The sequence below is a fragment of the Flavobacterium psychrolimnae genome (assembly GCF_003312425.1).
GTDB classification, from domain to species: Bacteria; Bacteroidota; Bacteroidia; order Flavobacteriales; family Flavobacteriaceae; genus Flavobacterium; species Flavobacterium psychrolimnae.
In genome coordinates, this window is the sequence record NZ_QNUX01000004.1 from 221,195 (window position 1) to 239,697 (window position 18,503).

An 18,503-nucleotide genomic window follows, 5' to 3' on the forward strand; every position below is an offset into this window, starting at 1 on the left:
GCCAATTGCCCAAATCCGTTGTGGTAGCTGTTGGCGGTTGTTTTTATGGTAATATTACGTAATCAATTTCACAAGCGGTGTAATTTTCATATTCTTGCTCATTTGTTTTGGCGGTCAATCTAAAAACACCAAATTTGCTTACCATCTTCTGTGTGATTGTAACAGACATTACGTTGTTGTCAGTTTCAATTCGAGCTCCTTCAATATACAATCCATATTGGATTTTTCTTCCCTTTGGGTCAAACGCATCAACAATAAACTCAATTGTATCACCAACTCGCAAAGTTTTGCCTGATGAATACAAGTACGAATTATCAATTTCCCATATTGAACCGAGCGAATCTGAAATCTTTAAGATTCTTATGAAAAAATCATTGGCGTCCATATTTTTGTTATGATAAATTATAAATTGAGATTTTAAATCCTCCGTAATTCCTTTCAATAATTCAAGTTGATACGAATAAAGTTCTCTTCCGTGTGCTGTTGTGTTTCTGTATTTTTCGACTTCATCGAAAAAGGCTTCGAATCTCTTCTTGTTAAGCAAAATGGGTAGAAATAAACTCCAGTTTTTTAGAATGATATTTTTTAAGTCATAAAAATCAGAAAAGTAAATTATTCGGCTTTCCGCAATCAGACCTTTGTATTTTTTAATTTCGATTTCTCGCTTTTCTTTCCATTTTTCCAAACGCTCATTTGATACTCCAAATTCTGAATTATCTTCAGCTCCTATTACTGAAGTTATAATTCGTCGTAATGTATTTTCATATTCGTTCGTCATATTGAAAGTAAGTGTTGTATAAAATTACTGCCAAGGTTTCCCTGATTTGAGATGGCTGGAAGTTCGTAACCGCTCAGTTTTCGACTTAACTAAAACGTCATGCGAAACGGTAATTCCATTAAACTCCAGCTAGCTCAAAGCTGTTACTAGCCGTATTTTTTTCAGTTGTTAATATTTTGTTGTTACACTATTTGAAAAACTACCTGAGTTGTTCTTGTTTTTATAATTTATCTGAACGCCGTATTGTTTGTTTTTCTTAAAATTTTTAGAACGAACTAAATAAGAGTTTAAGCCTATCTTTGACTTCGATTTCAAACTTCCTATTACTTTATCAGTTTCAAAGTCCTGAATTTCAATTTCGACTTCTGCTTCGTCAATAAAGAATATTATTACTTCAATTTCGTTCTTTTTTTTGCTGATTATATCTCTGATGTTGTTCTTATCTGTGATGTATCCTCTTTCTTGTTTCTTGCCTTTTTCAATTCCTTTAATTTTTGTGTAAGTAATTATTCCTTGCACGTTGCCAAATTCAATAAACGGCATTGGAAAGAATGGCAAAATATAGTATCTGTATGGGTCACTTTTAGCTTGAACGATTTTCGGATATGTGTTTCCGTGAATTGTGTCAAATGTAACACCTTGCAAAAACAAATCTTTGCCATTTTTAGTTTCAACTATTTTCATTTCTGTTTTGTACTCTTGAAAAGGAACAAATTGATTACCTACATAATAGCCGCTGTCTGAAACGATCACTAAAAGCTCTTGTGGGCTATCATAGGAACCACTTAAATAATTGTAACCTTCCACTTCAAATTTCAATGCTTTTGTGTTGTTCACGATTGTGTCGGTTAAATACTTGAAGTTTTTGAATTGTTTGTCTTGGTATTCAGCCACATTAGTCGTGTCGTCATACCATTTTCTGCGATAGAATAATTGAATTTCATCACCTTTTTGTATGTCAAATTTTGTTGACGCTGTAAAGTTGTTTTTGAAACCGTTTGTTATATCATTATAATTGTCACCCATTAACTGTTTGGTATAAAAGTGTCCGTTGCTTGAAACAACAAGTGATTGCAGGTCGGGAACAATTACAAGATAGATTTCTGAATTGTCCTTTTGAAAATACTTTCTTGGTGTTTTTTTTGTCGGAACTAAGCTGTCTCTCGGAAAACTATTTCGTGTGTCAATAAATTCGAGTGTAATTTGTGTTTGTTTACTGAAAATAGTTCCTGTTTGTTCTTTGCTATTTTGGTAATTGATTTTGTGAACTACTTTTTTGCTATTGTCAAGCAAACAATAAACACTATTCGTAAAAGTTTCATAGAATATTTTTGTTTCCTGTTTTTCAGAATAGTCTGTAAAGTCCGATGTCTGAAACTTTCGATACTTTACGTTGTCAATAATTGTGTCGGCTAAGTCAGTCCTTGTTTGTAGTCCAATATATTCGTTTTTCTTGTCAAAGTAAGTCGCTCTGATATAAATTTTTGAGTTCGAAAGTTCGCTTCGACTATTTTGTCCAAAAGCAAAGTAGCCACATAAAAGTGTCAATATTGTCAGTGTATATTTCATCGTGTCTGTCGTCGTAATATGGCTGGTAACTTGTATATAGGCGAAGGTTTGTTTCGCTTTATTCATCTTCAAATATATAAAATTTTCTTACAAATAAAGACGCATTTCTTTTTTTGAATGCATTTTCGCACTACTTCAGTTCTACAAACCTCCTTAATTCCACAAAATGCTAGCCCAGATGGAAGTGAAAATCCTTTTTATGCGCCTTTTCGGCGGATAAAAAGATTGCAACGGACAGCTGGAAATTGCTCCAAAAGAAAAGTTTAATTGCTGAATTAGATATTTGGTTATTTGAAAACCTCAGCATCTTTGTACCTTTGCGACTTAGAACCTTTTTAATAAAAATTATGCGCATTGATATTGTTACTGTTCTCCCTGAATTATTGCGAAGTCCGTTTGAGGCTTCGATTATGAAACGTGCTATTGACAAAGGATTGGTGGAAGTTCATTTTCATAATCTACGGGATTATACGACCAACAGACAGAAAAGTGTGGATGATTATCCCTATGGCGGTGGTGCCGGAATGGTGATGACGGTACAACCTATTGATGCATGTATTACGCATTTGAAAAGTGAAAGAACCTACGACGAGATCATTTATATGTCGCCGGATGGGGAAACCCTGAACCAGAAAATGGCAAATACAATGTCGATGTACGAAAATATAATCATCCTTTGCGGACATTATAAAGGTGTGGATCAGCGCGTACGCGACCATTTTATCACGAAAGAAATCTCTATTGGTGATTATGTTTTGTCTGGTGGTGAATTAGGAGCTTTGGTATTATCAGATGCATTGATTCGATTGATTCCTGGCGTTTTGAGTGATGAAACCTCAGCATTGACAGATAGTTTTCAGGATGGACTATTGTCGGGACCTATTTACACTCGCCCTGCGGATTACAACGGATGGAAAGTTCCGGAGGTTTTGACCAGCGGGAATTTTGCCAAAATTGATAAATGGCGCGAGGATATGGCCTACGAACACACAAAGAATAGAAGACCGGATTTGCTGGAAGATTAAAAATTTGTTTAAAGTTTTAGGTTTAAAGTTGGTATTCAAGAACTTCTAAACTTTAAACAAGAAAAACTTTAAACTTTAAACTTTTTTATCTACTTTTGCGCCCACATTAGTTTAACCTCTGGCGAGATCCGTGAATGTTGATTTAATGCAACCCATAATTAAAAAATATCATGGCAGATTTAATGAAATTCGTTCAAGACGAATTCGTAACAAGAAAAGAATTCCCAGTTTTTGCAGCTGGAGATACTATCACCGTTTACTACGAAATTAGAGAGGGTGAAAAAACTAGAACACAGTTTTTTAAAGGAGTTGTTATCCAAAGAAGAGGTTCTGCTAATACAGAAACTTTCACAATTCGTAAAATGTCAGGTGCTATTGGAGTAGAGCGTATCTTCCCAGTTAACTTGCCAGCTTTGCAAAAAATTGAAATCAACAAAAAAGGTGCAGTTCGTAGAGCTAGAATTTTCTACTTCAGAGAACTTACTGGTAAAAAAGCTAAGATTAAAGACAAAAGAAGATAGTCAAATATCTCTTTACTATAAAAGTCCCAACACTGTTGGGACTTTTTTTTGTTTACTATTTTCCTTATAAATTCCTAATTTAGGATTATTGAACCCTTAAAACTAACAATATAAGAATAACAAGTTAGTAATCTTAAAATTCGTATTTTTCTATGCAAAATTCACCCTCTATTACATCTGATTTTCATATATTTGTCCGCCTTATTTTAAGTGAAATACCTTATATAAGCTACATTTAACGTGATTCGATTATAAAAATAAAAAAATGACACAGAAATCAAAAATTTTTTACACACTTACTGATGAAGCGCCTTTATTGGCTACGTATTCATTTTTACCTATTGTACAAGCATTTACATCAACTTCTGACATTGAAATTGAAACTAGAGACATTTCATTAGCCGCAAGAATTTTAGCAAATTTCCCGGAGTTCTTATCCGAAGATCAAAAAACAGGAGATGCTTTACTAGAACTTGGAGCGTTAGCAACAACTCCAGAGGCTAATATCATAAAATTACCAAATGTTTCGGCGTCTGTTCCTCAATTAAAATCTGCTATTGCTGAATTGCAATCTCATGGCTATAATTTACCAAACTTCCCTGAAGAGCCACAAAACGAAGCAGAGACAGCCATCAAAGCTAAATACTCTAAAATATTAGGTTCAGCAGTGAATCCTGTTTTACGTGAAGGAAATTCTGATCGTAGAGCACCAAAAGCAGTAAAAAATTACGCTAAAGCAAACCCACATTCTATGGGAGCTTGGTCTGCTGACTCAAAAACACACGTAGCTTCTATGGAAAGCGGTGATTTTTACGGAAGTGAAAAATCAGTTACTGTTGCTGACGCTACCGATGTAAAAATCGAATTCGTTGCTAAAGATGGTTCAACTACCGTTCTAAAAGCAAGTACTCCACTAAAAGTGGGTGAAATAATTGACAGTTCAGTAATGAACTTAAATGCCTTAAAAACGTTTGTTGCCAAAACAATTGCTGAAGCAAAAAAATTAAACGTACTACTTTCAGTTCACCTGAAAGCGACAATGATGAAAGTTTCAGATCCAATTATTTTTGGAGCGATTGTAGAAGTATATTTTGCCTCTGTTTTCGAAAAATACGCTGCCTTATTTGATGAATTGAACATTGATACCAGAAATGGTTTGGGTGATGTATATGCAAAAATTGCAGGACATCCGATGCAAGCTGAAGTAGAAATGGCATTAAACCAAGCAATTGAAAACGGACCAGCATTAGCAATGGTAAATTCTGAAAAAGGAATTACAAATCTTCATGTTCCTTCGGATGTGATTGTAGATGCTTCTATGCCAGCAATGATCCGTACTTCAGGACAGATGTACAATAAACAAGGGAAACTGCAAGATACTGTTGCCATGATACCGGACAGATGTTATGCAGGTGTTTATACAGCAACTATTGATTTTTGTAAAAAACATGGTGCTTTTGACCCAACTACAATGGGAAGTGTTCCTAATGTAGGTTTGATGGCTCAAAAAGCAGAAGAATATGGTTCTCATGACAAAACATTCCAAATAACTACTGACGGCGTAGTGCGTGTGGTAGATACAAACGGAAATGTTTTAATGGAACAAGCCGTTGAAGCCAAAGATATTTTCAGAATGTGTCAGGCAAAAGATGCCCCGATTCAAGACTGGGTAAAATTAGCTGTAAACAGAGCACGTTTATCTAATACTCCTGCTATTTTCTGGTTGGATAATAATAGAGCACACGATAGAGAACTTATTGAAAAAGTTACTAAATATTTAAAAGATCATGATACAACTGGTTTAGATATCCAAATCTTGAATCCTATTGAAGCTACAAACTTCACATTGGAAAGAATAATCAAAGGATTAGACACTATTTCTGTAACAGGGAACGTATTACGTGATTACTTAACCGACTTATTCCCAATTTTAGAAGTGGGAACATCAGCAAAAATGCTATCTATTGTTCCATTAATGAATGGCGGTGGTTTGTTTGAAACTGGTGCAGGTGGATCAGCTCCTAAACACGTAGAGCAATTTACGGCTGAAGGTTATTTACGTTGGGATTCTCTTGGTGAGTTCTTGGCTTTAGGTGCTTCATTGGAGCATTTAGGACAAACTTTAAACAATTCAAAAGCTATTGTTTTGGCAGAAACTCTTGATGTTGCAACGGAGAAATTCTTAGCAACTGATAAATCTCCAGCACGTAAACTAGGAGGAATTGACAACCGAGGTTCTCATTTTTACTTAGCAATGTACTGGGCGGAAGCTTTGGCAGCGCAAGATAAAGAGCCTGCTTTAAAAGCTATCTTCACTCCTATTGCAGCAGAATTTGCAGCCAACGAAGCGAAAATTAACGCCGAATTAATTGCAGCTCAAGGAAAACCTCAAGACATTGGTGGACATTACCAACCAAATCCTGAAACAACAAGCAAAGCAATGCGTCCAAGCGAAACTTTCAATACTATATTGGCAAAAATCGCTTAATCAAGTTATTAACTATATTTAAAAGACAACTGGAAACGGTTGTCTTTTTTTTATATTAGCAATACCTTAACAGTTGTTATATGACAATTGCTATTCAATTTAGTGTACTTTGCGTTTTTTCATTTCGATAAAATTTAAACAATGACTCCAAAGAAAATTATTACCTTTTTAGTTGTATTACTGTCCGCGCTCTCGTCTTTCGGGCAAGAGAAATTTACACTAAGCGGAACTATTATTGACGCCAACAGCAATGAAACATTAATAGGTGTCAACGTCGTGATTCCAGAGTTAAAAACTGGAGTAACAACTAATGAATACGGGTTTTACTCCATTACGATACCAAAAGGAAATTATACCGTTCAAATAAGTTATTTGGGTTATCTGACCATTTCCGAATCAATATCTTTAAACCAAAATATAAAAAACAATTTTAATTTATTTAGTAATGAAACAGCTTTGCAAGAAGTCATCATCACTGATAATAAAACAAAAATAGATATTAAAAAACCAGAAATGAGCGTTAATAAACTCTCCATTTCAGCCATCAAAAAAATGCCTGTTGTACTGGGTGAAGTCGATGTTTTAAAATCTATTTTGTTACTTCCTGGTGTTACAAATGCTGGCGAAGGAGCCTCCGGTTTCAATGTTCGTGGTGGCGGTGCCGACCAAAATCTGATTTTGTTAGATGAGGCCACTATCTTTAATTCCTCGCATGTTTTTGGATTTTTCTCCGTTTTTAATCCGGATGCTATCAAAGATTTAAAATTATACAAAGGCGGAATTCCAGCTCGATACGGCGGAAGAGCTTCTTCTGTTTTGGATATTTATCAAAAGGACGGTAACAGCAAAGGATTTCATGTCAATGGAGGAATCGGATTGATTTCCAGCCGCATTTTGGCCGAAGGGCCGTTGGTAAAAGACAAAGGATCGTTCCTGATTGGCGGTAGAAGTTCGTATGCACATTTATTCCTGAAGCTTTCCGAAGAACAAAAAAACAACTCGGCTTATTTCTATGATTTGAATACGAAACTGAGTTATAAACTGGATTCTAACAACAGTCTTTATTTATCGGGTTATTTTGGTCGCGATGTTTTCAGTCTGAACAAAAGTTTTACCAACATCTATGGAAATGCGACTTTAAACTTGCGTTGGAATCACTTGTTTTCTGAAAAGCTATTTTCGAATTTATCTTTAATTTACAGCGATTATTATTACGGCTTAGATTTGGATTTTGTAGGTTTCAAATGGGATTCCGGCATTAGAAACTACAATATCAAATACGATTTCAAGAACTATATTTCGGATAAATTCAAATTGAATTACGGGATAAACGGAATATATTATGAGTTCAATCCGGGAACCATCAGACCATCTGATGAGAACTCCGGAATAAATTTTGACCAATTGGACAAAAAATATGCTTTTGAACCCGCAGCTTACATCAACGCTGATCACGAAATCTCAGATAGAATATCGCTTTCTTACGGATTACGTTACAGTATGTTTTATCGTTTAGGTCAATCCACCGTGAATATTTATGCTGACAATAATCCTGTAACATTCAATTCCGCGTTACAGATTTATGAAAAAGCAACTCCAATAGGCACCAAATTTTACGATAGAAATAAAATCATGCAAAGCTATAATTATTTGGAACCGCGCTTTTCAATGGCTTACCAAATCAACGAAGAGCAATCCATCAAAGCGAGTTACAACAGAATGGTGCAGTATTTACAACTCATTTCAAATACCTCATCGCCTACTCCGCTTGATGTCTGGACGCCAAGTGATAGTTTTATAAAACCACAAATTGCCGATCAGGTGGCTTTGGGTTACTTTAAAAACTTCAGTGACGATATGTATTCTCTTGAAGTAGAAACGTATTATAAAGAAGTACAAAACCGATTGGATTATATTGACGGCGCTGATTTGATTGCCAATAAAGCCATCGAGCAAATAATCTTGAACGGGCAATTACGATCGTACGGTTTAGAAATCATGTTCCGAAAAAACGAAGGAAAATTTAACGGCTGGATTTCGTATACATTATCCAAATCCGAGCAACAAACTCCGGGAAGAACACCAATAGAAACGGGAATCAATAATGGTCAATGGTATAATTCAGTATACGATAAATTACATAATATTGCGATAACGTCTTCCTATAATTTGAATGAAAAATGGTCTTTTGGAGCTAATTTCGCTCTGCAAACCGGACAACCGGTGACGTATCCCGTTGGACAATATGACTACTTAGGAATCAATGTTCCCAGTTATGGACTAAGGAATGAAAATCGTCTTCCGGCTTACCATCATCTTGACATTGCCGCTACTTTGACTCCAACAAAAAACAAAAATAGGGAATGGAAAGGCGAATGGGTTTTCAGTATCTATAATTTGTACAATCGAAAAAATGCTGCTTCTATCAATTTCAGACAAAATACAGATACTGGAAGCAACGAAGCTATAAAAACTTCGATTTTTGGTGTAGTTCCGGCAGTGAGTTATAACTTTAAATTCTAGTCTTAGTATTCAAAAAGAGCAAAAAATAAAAAATAAAATCATGAAAAAAATAACACTGTATCTGGTACTTTTCATCGCTATTTTTTCAGCGAGTTGTGAAGATGTTATCGAAGTAGATTTAGATAATGCACCACCAAAACTGGTTATTGAAGCAGCTATCAATTGGAAAAAAGGAACGACCGGAAATCAACAGAGAATAAAACTAACCACTACAACAGGATTTTACAGCACAGAAATTCCAAAAGTTTCCGGCGCGACAGTTTCAATAAAAAACAGCTCTAATGTAGTTTTCAATTTTTCCGAAATCCAAAAAACAGGTGAATATACTTGCGCTACTTTTATACCGGTAATCAACGAAACCTACACGCTCACAGTGATTAGTAATGGCAATACCTACACCGCAATAGAAACATTGAAACCCGTTACGCCAATCACAAAAATTGTTCAAAACAATCAAGGCGGTTTCACTGGAACCGACATTGAAATTAAGACATTTTACCAAGATCCGGCAGGTGAAAGCAATTATTACCTTTACAAATACGTGTATTCAAACCAGGTAAAATCAAACTTTTATGTAGATCAAGATGAGTTTTTTAACGGAAACGAATTCTTTAGCATCTCTCAAAATGACGAATTAAAAAAAGACGATAAAATTGAGGTAACCCACTACGGAATTTCAAAAGCATACTACAATTACATGAGTGTTTTAGTAAGTATCGCAGGAAATAGTGGCGGCGGACCATTTCAATCACCGCCAGCAACCGTAAGAGGAAATATCATCAATACCACTGATTCGACAAATTATCCATTAGGCTATTTCTCCCTAAGCGAAGTCGATGTTAGAAGTTACACAATTGAATAATTAGGAGCTAATCCAGCTGTTCATTACAACCAAAAACAGGTTCTAAACAGGTTTCCAGTCCGTATAAGGAGCTTCCTTTGGTCGCTCTTCTACAGCCGGAAAACTAAAGTTTACAACCTGTTTTGGTTTTCATTGCCATCTAGGCTAGTACGTGAGGGATAAAACGAGAACTTTTATTTACTTTTACATCATAATTCATAATTTATAATAAACCATGTCTTCACACCATATCGTTCGCGATGACCAAGAACCCGCTTTAATCATTGCCAATGGCGCTTCCTGTAATCCGGAACTATTGGGTCAATTATTGGAATGGTCACCGCTTGTAGTTGTATTAGATTCGGCTATGGTTCGCGTGATGGAATTAGAAATCAAAGTCGATGTTCTCTTAGGCGATTTCGACAGAGGTTTTGATCCTGAAATTTATAAAACATCACAATACCCAATCGAAATTATTCATACACCGGACCAGAATAAAACCGATTTAGAAAAGGCTTTTGACTATTTAATCGAAAGAAAAATTCCTGCTGTAAATGTCGTTTGGGCAACCGGACGAAGAGCCGATCATACGATTACGAATCTGACCAACATCACACGATACAGAAATCTATTGAAGATTGTTATTCTGGACGATCACTCTAAGGTATTTCTTTTGCCTAAGAAATTCGAAAAATGGTATACGGCGGACACTCCTATTTCATTAATTCCTGTTGGTCACGTGACTGGAATTCATTCGGATAATTTATTTTATCCATTGAAAGATGATAGTCTCACTATTGGTTACAGAACCGGAAGCAGCAATCACGTCATCAAAGACGGAATCGTAACAATAGAACATGATGAAGGCGATTTATTGATGATGGAATGTTTGGATTAGGTATTTATTGAATATTCAACAAAGCGTTTCTTACAATCTCATAATGACTCCAAGGAATAAAATGATTCGCTTTTTCGATCGTTATTGTATCCATCGATTTAGCATTTACAAAACTTTTTTTTATGAAGTCCATATTGCTGTACGGCACCAAAACATCTTTTGTTCCATGAATAACGGTAACATCGCTAGTAATATTTTTCAACTTTGGCTCTAAATCAACTAAATCCTTTTTCAGCCACCACAACTCATCATTAGAAGGACGTAATGCTCCGGGAATTAAATATCGTAAAGGCGAAACTTTGATAACCGTTCTCCATTTTTCCGGGTTTTCAGCTTTCGGGTCTAATGATCCTGCCAGTATCACCAATCTTTTGTACCAAGACGGATTATCCACGGCTAATCGAGCTAATACTGGTCCGCCAACGGAATGTCCTACTAAAATTAGCGGCTTTTTATTATCGATTTTTTTGATAAACTCCGATATTCTTTGCGATTGTACTTTTAAATTTTGAGCATCGCCAAAATCACTGTATCCAAAACCCGGTCGGTCGATAGCAATCATTCTATATTTTTTAAGCAATAAAGAATCCTGAAGGTATTCCTTGAAAGCATTCCAACTGCCAGGTGAACCGTGAACAAAAAACAAGGTCGGGTTATCAGCATTTCCCGTTGCTACGTAATGTATTTTATATCCTTCAAAAGCAATTGTTTTATCCTGAAATTCTGTTTTAGAGCCAGCGAAAAATTTTTTAGTTTCCTTATTCGAATATCGCATCGTCATACAAGATTGGCACATTATAATATACAAAACCATCAAACTGTAAGCTATATATCTTTTTTTGAAATGAAATGAAGCGGGCATAAAAGTCATTCTGATAGTATTTTTTATAAAAGTAACCGTTTTATGGTTCGAAAAAAACGCAATATTCTAATTTTATGATTTATTTTCCATCTGTTTAATAGGTCAAAAATGTCTTTAACTATTTACAAAATAGTTATGCCTATATTTGCATCGAAATAAAGAAAATGAAAGCGAAAACGATTACCGAAAAGACTAATTTACATCCACGAAATCTGGATAGATTTGGATATAATTTTGAACAATTAATAGAGAAATCTCCTGAATTAAAACCTTTTGTTTCTGCTAATAAGCACAATCCAGATGCTTCGGAAGAAACCATTGATTTTAGTAATCCTGATGCCGTAAAGTCACTCAACAAAGCGTTATTATTATCGCATTATGACATTCAAAACTGGGATATTCCTAAAAATTATCTTTGTCCGCCCATCCCTGGAAGAGCGGATTACATTCACTATATAGCAGATTTATTAGCCTCAGGTAACAACGGAATCATTCCTGAAGGAGAAACTGTTCAAGGTTTGGACATTGGTGTAGGTGCGAATTGCATTTATCCAATAATTGGTAATTCAGCCTACGGATGGAGTTTTGTAGGAACCGATATCGATTTAAAAGCAATTGAAAACTGTAGTGCCATCATTGAAGAAAACCCAAAACTGATTGATGCCATCAGTTTACAGCAACAAACGGAATCGCGTTTTATTTTTAAAAATATAATCACTCCCGAAGACAAATTTACATTCACTATTTGCAATCCTCCATTTCATGCCTCACAAGATGAAGCTACGAAAAGTACGATTCGAAAAATAAATAATTTAGAATCCCGGAGCGCCACGAGCAAAGTAACTAAACCTGTTTTAAATTTTGGTGGTCATAATGCTGAATTATGGTGTGAAGGCGGCGAATTAGGTTTTGTTACCCAAATGATTTACGAAAGTGCAAAATATCCGATGCAGTGTTTATGGTTTACCACTTTGGTTTCTAAAAAGGAAAATCTTTCTAGTCTTTACAAAACATTAAACAAAGTAAGTGCAGTCGAAATTAAAACGATTGATATGGCTCAAGGTCAAAAAACAAGCCGAATTGTAGCTTGGACTTTCCTAAGTGAAGCACAGCAAAAAGCGTGGAAATTCGAATAAAAACCTCCTATTTCGATTAAATATTCAATCCCGAAAATCACTTTTGATAGTCGGGAAAACAATCTGTACCTCTACTTTTTCCTATTATGCATTTAAAATGAAGACCTTAAAAAAACTTCCATTATTAAATCAATAATTAAACTTCTATAAATTTAATTTACCGAAAAAAAAATACAACTATTCATAAATAGTTGTATTTCTTATTACTTTTAAGAGTAAAAATGAATTTTAACATAATTTTACGTAAATTTGGTAAAGAAATCTTTAAATAATTATAAATAAATTTCTTTTTACGATGCATTAATAAGGTAACTAAAAATCGTATTATTTAAACCCAAAAAACCAAATTAATTATTCTTTTTCAGATTATTTTTTGCGTTTAAAATCAGTGATTTAATTCAAACTAAATGGTAGAAAAGCAACTGTTACATACCGAAATACTTGATGATTCCACACTTTGGAACAGCCTGAAAGAAGGGAATGAAAACGCTTTTTCAATACTTTTTAAAAGACATTATTCTCATTTAGTCCGTTATGGAAATTCCTTTCTTCCTTTTCCTGAAAAAGTACAAGACTGTGTTCAAGACGTTTTCACAGATCTATGGATCTACAGAAACAAATTGAGTGATAAAGTGGTTGTAAAAGCCTACTTATTAGCCTGTGTTCGCAAGCGAATTACCAGATCACAAGAACGGGATCGTATTTTTCGACTAAGCAGCTCAATAGATACGGTTGAATTTTTATTTGATTTTTCAATTGAACACGAACTTATCTCAGATGAAACGACAGCTTCGAAAGTGTCACACCTCAATCATCTGATTAATGATTTGCCATCTCGACAAAAAGAAGCTTTATACCTTCGCTACACCCAAGAACTTACCGTGGATCAAATTGCTGATACACTGGATATTAATTATCAATCAGCAAATAACCTTTTGCACCGCGCTTTGTTAAGCTTACGCAAAGATTGGAAAGGAAATATCTGGTGCATTTTATTGCTGTTTTCATTCTCATTTTAGTTTTAAAAAATAAATTCAAAAAAATATATCATTTAGTGAGTATCAATTAAAGAAATGGTCCTCTATATAATTGTAACCCATTTTTTGATGCAACACCGAAATAATTATTCCGAGATAGAACACTTTTTAGCTGATGAATCATTCCGATTATGGGTGTGTTTCAAAGACGACAAACAACATTGGGAAGAATGGACTTTAGAAAATTCCAGTCGTGCTAAATTGGTTGAAGAAGCCCGATTATGGTTGTTAGCAATGAAAGTTCCTAATGATGATTTAGCTGCGGATGACATTCAACATGCTTTGGAAGCAACATGGGGAAAAATTGAAAGAGCAGAGGAAGATAAAAAGGAAAAACCAGTTTTTAGACTTTTGAGAAAAAGATGGTTTAATGGAGTTGCTGCTGTTTTGATTATAAGTCTTTTGAGTGGCTGGTTATACAATCAAACCAATAGCGATAATGATTCCGCACTAACTTACAGCGAACTTATCAATGAAAATGAGGAAGGTTTGGTGGAGCAAACTAACAATTCAGACAAACCACAAATCATAACATTATCCGACGGAAGTTCGGTTTTATTGCAACCCAACAGTAAATTAAGTTATCCTAAAATATTTGTGGGCAATGAAAGAAAAGTGTACCTCTCCGGTGAAGGCTTTTTCGAAATTAGCAAAGATCCTAAAAAACCGTTTTTTGTCTTTGCGAATGAAATTGTTACTAAAGTAGTAGGAACCAGTTTTAAAATAAAAGCATACGCTAATCAGCCAAATGTAGAAGTGGTAGTTCGGACTGGAAAAGTAAAAGTAAGATCTAATGAATTAATCTCAAATCCAAAAGATGAACTGATTGTTTTATTACCGAATCAAGCCTTGCGATTCGTTCGAAAAAACTTAAGTTTTAATAAGATTACTGATATTACACAAGATGAGTCATTAATTAATTCTACGAGTAATATTGAGCAATTAGGATTTGAATTTACAGATATTCCTGTGGCACAAATTTTTAAAACAATTGAACAAGCCTATTTAGTTAAAATTGATTTTCCTCAATCCAAATTAAAAGACTGCTATCTGACAACATCTTTAACGGATCAACCTTTGCCTGAAAAGCTTAAAATTATTTGTAAAAGCCTTGGAAACAATACGAGTTATGAAATGAATGGTAACCAAATTAGTATTATATCCGATGGATGTAATTAATAGTAACTTGCCTATGAATAAAAATATATAATGAAAAAAGCGCCGAAAATGCTGTAACATTCTCGACGCCTTAAATAAAATCAATCCGCTCTCTGTAAAGAGCAATTGCAGTGTTCAACCAATACCCTAACTAACGAATATTAATAAAAACCGTCCAAAACTATGAAAAAAACCGTCCTTAAACAACGACTACTAATTCGAATTATGAAAATAACCTTATTTCAATTTGTCTTAGCCCTTGTCTTTTCAAGCGTAACATTTGCGAATAACATCAGAGGTCAAAAAAAACTGGACACAAAGGTAACTATTACCGTGACCGATTTGAACTTAGATACAGCATTGTCAAAACTTGAAAAATTGGCACATGTGAAATTTTCGTACAATTCGAGAATGTCACAATTGAATCAAAAAGTGAGTGTTTATGCTAACAATGAAGCATTATCAAGTGTATTGACACGCATTTTGAAACCATTAAAAATGAATTATACCGAAGTAAGTAACCAAATTATTTTACAAAAAGACGGTATTGCAACAACAGGAATGAATGGAGATTTTTTCTCTACATTAAATCAAAATACGATTGCTGAAATAATCAAAGGTCGTGTAGTTGATGAAAAAGGAGAGTCTTTACCTGGCGTAACGATTCTTGTAAAAGGAACTACAAAAGGTACCACTACTGATATCGATGGAACTTACAGCATCAGTGCTGAAATTGGTGACGTTTTACAATTTTCTTATGTGGGACTTGAAACGAAATCGGTAACTGTAACCGGAACAACCTTAAACGTTACTTTAACGGGAAGTGGTGAAACACTTCAAGATGTTGTCGTAATTGGTTCCCGTAATCCAACCAGAACCGTAACAGAATCTGCAGTTCCTATTGATGTAATTTCTATGAAAGAAATTGCTTCTCAGGGAGCACAAGTTAACTTAAATCAGATTTTAAACATGGTTGCCCCATCGTTTACCTCAAATACTCAAACAGTTGCTGATGGAACAGATCACATTGACCCGGCGCAGTTAAGAGGTTTAGGACCGGATCAAGTTTTGGTTTTAATAAATGGAAAAAGGAGACATACCTCTTCATTGGTAAATATTAACGGATCACCGGGTAGAGGATCAGTAGGAACGGATTTAAATGCTATTCCTGCTTTTGCAATCGAAAAAATCGAAGTCTTGAGAGACGGAGCTTCTGCGCAATATGGTTCAGATGCTATTGCAGGAGTTATTAATATTAATGTAAAGAAAAACACGAATAAATTAGACGTTAATATTTTTGGCGGTGGAAATCTTTCAAAAGGCGCTAACGACCATGATGGCGGTTTTGATGGTGGAAATTACCAATTGGATTTAAATTACGGAACAAGCCTTGGTAAAGAAAAAAGTTTTATTAACGCAACTGCTAGCTTCCAACTTAGAGATGCAACCAGTAGAGCAAAAGAAGTTACAGGAACATTATTTAATGCCTACAATGCAATAGAGCAAAGAGCGGCTGAGGCAGGTACTAATATCAATGCACTTTTTGGAAATATTACAAATACACCAAATACGGCTCAAATACTTTCTAATATAAAAACGTTTGCACCACAGGTAACTTACTTTACAGCTGCGCAACAAACCGCGATTAGTGGTGCAGCTGATATTCCTCAAATGCAAGCTGCTTTGAATTTTGACGCTACTTCGGGAGAACTTGCATATAGAAATCTTGAAAGAAAAAATTTCAATATGAGAGTGGGACAATCTTCTTTAAAAAGTGCCCAATTCTTCTTGAATGCTGCTTACCCAATCAATGATAAATTAGAAGCCTATGCCTTTGGGGGAACAAGTTTTAGAGATGGAGAAGCTGCAGGTTTCTACAGAAGACCAAATCAAGCACGATCCTACACGGGATTATATCCAAACGGATTTTTACCGGAAATACATTCTACAATCAACGATGTCTCTGTGGCAGCAGGTTTAAGAGGTCTTATCTTCGAAAGCTGGAATTTTGATTTAAGTAATACTTTCGGAAGAAATGCTTTTGATTACGGAGTTGAAAATACAGTAAATGCTTCCTTGAGAGAAAATTCCCCTACTGAATTTGACGCAGGTGGTTTGGCTTTCGCCCAAAACACAACAAACTTTGACATGAACAGAAAATTTGATGTTTTAGAAGGTTTGAACGTTGCTTTTGGCGCAGAATACCGTCATGAGAACTTCTCTATCAATGCAGGTCAACCGGAATCATACAATTTATATGACATTAATGGAGGTGTAGTTACTGGAACTACTCCAGCAAACATAAAAGTTACTGATTTTTATGGTGCAGCAAGACCAAATGGCTCACAAGTTTTTCCAGGTTTCAGACCTGCAAATGCAATTGACAAAGATCGTAACAGCGTAGCAATTTATACGGATTTAGAATTAGACGTTACGGATAAATGGTTAGTTAACGGAGCGGTTCGTTTTGAGAACTATTCTGATTTTGGAAACACAACTAATTTTAAAATAGCTTCTCGTTATAAAATAACAGATAATATCAACTTACGCGGTGCAGTTTCAACTGGATTTAGAGCGCCATCGTTACATCAAATCTATTTCAATTCAACCGCTACACAATTCGTAGGTGGCGTACCATTTGAAGTAGGAACTTTTAGTAATGACTCGCAAGCAGCACAATTATTAGGAATCCCTAAATTAAAACAAGAAGAATCTCAAAGTGCAAGTGTTGGTTTTACTGCTAAAATACCAGAAGCCAATTTAACCTTGACTGCTGATGCTTATATTGTAAAAATAGACGACAGAGTTGTTCTTACCGATCAATTTTCAAGACCTGGCGGAACTCCTGCAGCTGGATCTCCAAATGCAGTTTTGAATGCATTATTTGATACAGCTGGAGCAACTGCAGCAACTTTCTTTGCTAATGCTATTGATACGGAATCAAAAGGAATTGATGTTGTGATAAGTCATAAAACAAGCTTTGGAAATAATGTTTCTTTAAAAACAGATTTATCAGGAACTTTTTCTAAAACCTACAGAGTGGGAGAAATTCACGCTTCACCAGTATTAGAAGCTGCAGGTCAGATAAACAGATACTATTCTGAAGCAAGTAGAGTATATTTACAAGAAGCAATTCCTAGAGTAAAAGCTAATTTAACTAACTCTATTACTTACAAAAAATTCGATTTCTTTTTGAGAAATGTTTATTTCGGTAAAGTTACCGATCCAAATACTGCGGATGTAAATGGAGACGGAAGAGTTGAAGGTGTTATAGTAAACGGTCAAGCGGTAGAAATTGAGCACCCAATATGGGGAGCTAAAATAATTACTGATTTATCTGTTGGTTTCAAAATTACTAATGCTGCAAAAATTGTTATTGGAGCTAATAATATTTTTGATATTTATCCAGATATGAATCTTGGTACGCAAACTGCAATCAGACCTAGATTAGTATCAGGAGCTATTGATTACACCGCTGCTCCTGCAACTATCGACTTATCAAATGCTAACCAATTTGTATACTCAAGAAACGTTTCCCAATTTGGTCAAAACGGTCGTTTTGTTTTTGCTCGATTGAACTTCAGTTTCTAAGAACTATTCTTAATTATGAAAACCATCCTGCTTTGACAGGATGGTTTTTTTTTGGCTAAAACTTTGGTAAAAAAAG

At 35.0% G+C, this 18,503-nt stretch carries 13 protein-coding genes; 10 read left to right on the forward strand and 3 right to left on the reverse strand.

What is annotated here, in order from left to right:
- Positions 1 to 43: 43 nt before the first annotated feature.
- A complete protein-coding gene (locus DR980_RS06335) occupies positions 44 to 778 on the reverse strand; it encodes a hypothetical protein (protein WP_113634405.1) in 735 nt (244 codons plus the stop codon).
- A 168-nt stretch (positions 779 to 946) separates the two neighbouring features.
- Positions 947 to 2,413 carry a hypothetical protein gene (locus tag DR980_RS06340; protein ID WP_113634406.1) on the reverse strand — a complete coding sequence of 489 codons (1,467 nt, stop codon included), beginning with the start codon at positions 2,411 to 2,413 and terminating at the stop codon, positions 947 to 949.
- Positions 2,414 to 2,694: 281 nt separating this feature from the next.
- On the opposite strand from DR980_RS06340, the gene trmD reads away from it, so the two are divergent.
- From trmD to DR980_RS06370, 6 genes are all read left to right on the forward strand, one after another.
- Positions 2,695 to 3,372, forward strand: a complete 678-nt coding sequence (trmD, locus tag DR980_RS06345; RefSeq protein ID WP_091166587.1) for a tRNA (guanosine(37)-N1)-methyltransferase TrmD — start codon at positions 2,695 to 2,697, stop codon at positions 3,370 to 3,372.
- 170 nt (positions 3,373 to 3,542) lie between these two features.
- A complete protein-coding gene (gene rplS / locus DR980_RS06350; RefSeq protein WP_073354306.1) occupies positions 3,543 to 3,893 on the forward strand; it encodes a 50S ribosomal protein L19 in 351 nt (116 codons plus the stop codon).
- A gap of 265 nt (positions 3,894 to 4,158) precedes the next feature.
- On the forward strand, positions 4,159 to 6,381 hold the full coding sequence (locus tag DR980_RS06355; RefSeq protein WP_113634407.1) for an NADP-dependent isocitrate dehydrogenase: 2,223 nt from the start codon (positions 4,159 to 4,161) through the stop codon (positions 6,379 to 6,381).
- Between the two features lie 141 nt (positions 6,382 to 6,522).
- Complete coding sequence (locus tag DR980_RS06360; RefSeq protein ID WP_113634408.1) at positions 6,523 to 8,904, forward strand: TonB-dependent receptor; 2,382 nt, start codon at positions 6,523 to 6,525, stop codon at positions 8,902 to 8,904.
- Positions 8,905 to 8,944: 40 nt separating this feature from the next.
- The gene (locus tag DR980_RS06365; protein WP_113634409.1) at positions 8,945 to 9,766 is read left to right on the forward strand and encodes a DUF4249 domain-containing protein; all 822 of its coding nucleotides are present in this window, start codon (positions 8,945 to 8,947) and stop codon (positions 9,764 to 9,766) included.
- Positions 9,767 to 9,980: 214 nt separating this feature from the next.
- Positions 9,981 to 10,643, forward strand: coding sequence for a thiamine diphosphokinase (locus DR980_RS06370; RefSeq protein WP_113634410.1), 663 nt, complete (start codon positions 9,981 to 9,983; stop codon positions 10,641 to 10,643).
- Between the two features lie 4 nt (positions 10,644 to 10,647).
- Here the strand turns inward: DR980_RS06370 and DR980_RS06375 are convergent, their stop codons facing one another.
- Complete coding sequence (locus DR980_RS06375) at positions 10,648 to 11,514, reverse strand: alpha/beta fold hydrolase (protein ID WP_113634411.1); 867 nt, start codon at positions 11,512 to 11,514, stop codon at positions 10,648 to 10,650.
- 155 nt (positions 11,515 to 11,669) lie between these two features.
- On the opposite strand from DR980_RS06375, the gene rlmF reads away from it, so the two are divergent.
- From rlmF to DR980_RS06395, 4 genes are all read left to right on the forward strand, one after another.
- On the forward strand, positions 11,670 to 12,641 hold the full coding sequence (rlmF, locus tag DR980_RS06380) for a 23S rRNA (adenine(1618)-N(6))-methyltransferase RlmF (RefSeq protein WP_113634412.1): 972 nt from the start codon (positions 11,670 to 11,672) through the stop codon (positions 12,639 to 12,641).
- A 407-nt stretch (positions 12,642 to 13,048) separates the two neighbouring features.
- Positions 13,049 to 13,660 carry an RNA polymerase sigma factor gene (locus DR980_RS06385; RefSeq protein ID WP_113634413.1) on the forward strand — a complete coding sequence of 204 codons (612 nt, stop codon included), beginning with the start codon at positions 13,049 to 13,051 and terminating at the stop codon, positions 13,658 to 13,660.
- Positions 13,661 to 13,714: 54 nt separating this feature from the next.
- Complete coding sequence (locus tag DR980_RS06390) at positions 13,715 to 14,857, forward strand: FecR family protein (protein ID WP_244199263.1); 1,143 nt, start codon at positions 13,715 to 13,717, stop codon at positions 14,855 to 14,857.
- A gap of 540 nt (positions 14,858 to 15,397) precedes the next feature.
- A complete protein-coding gene (locus DR980_RS06395; RefSeq protein ID WP_113634436.1) occupies positions 15,398 to 18,427 on the forward strand; it encodes a TonB-dependent receptor in 3,030 nt (1,009 codons plus the stop codon).
- Positions 18,428 to 18,503 lie beyond the last annotated feature (76 nt).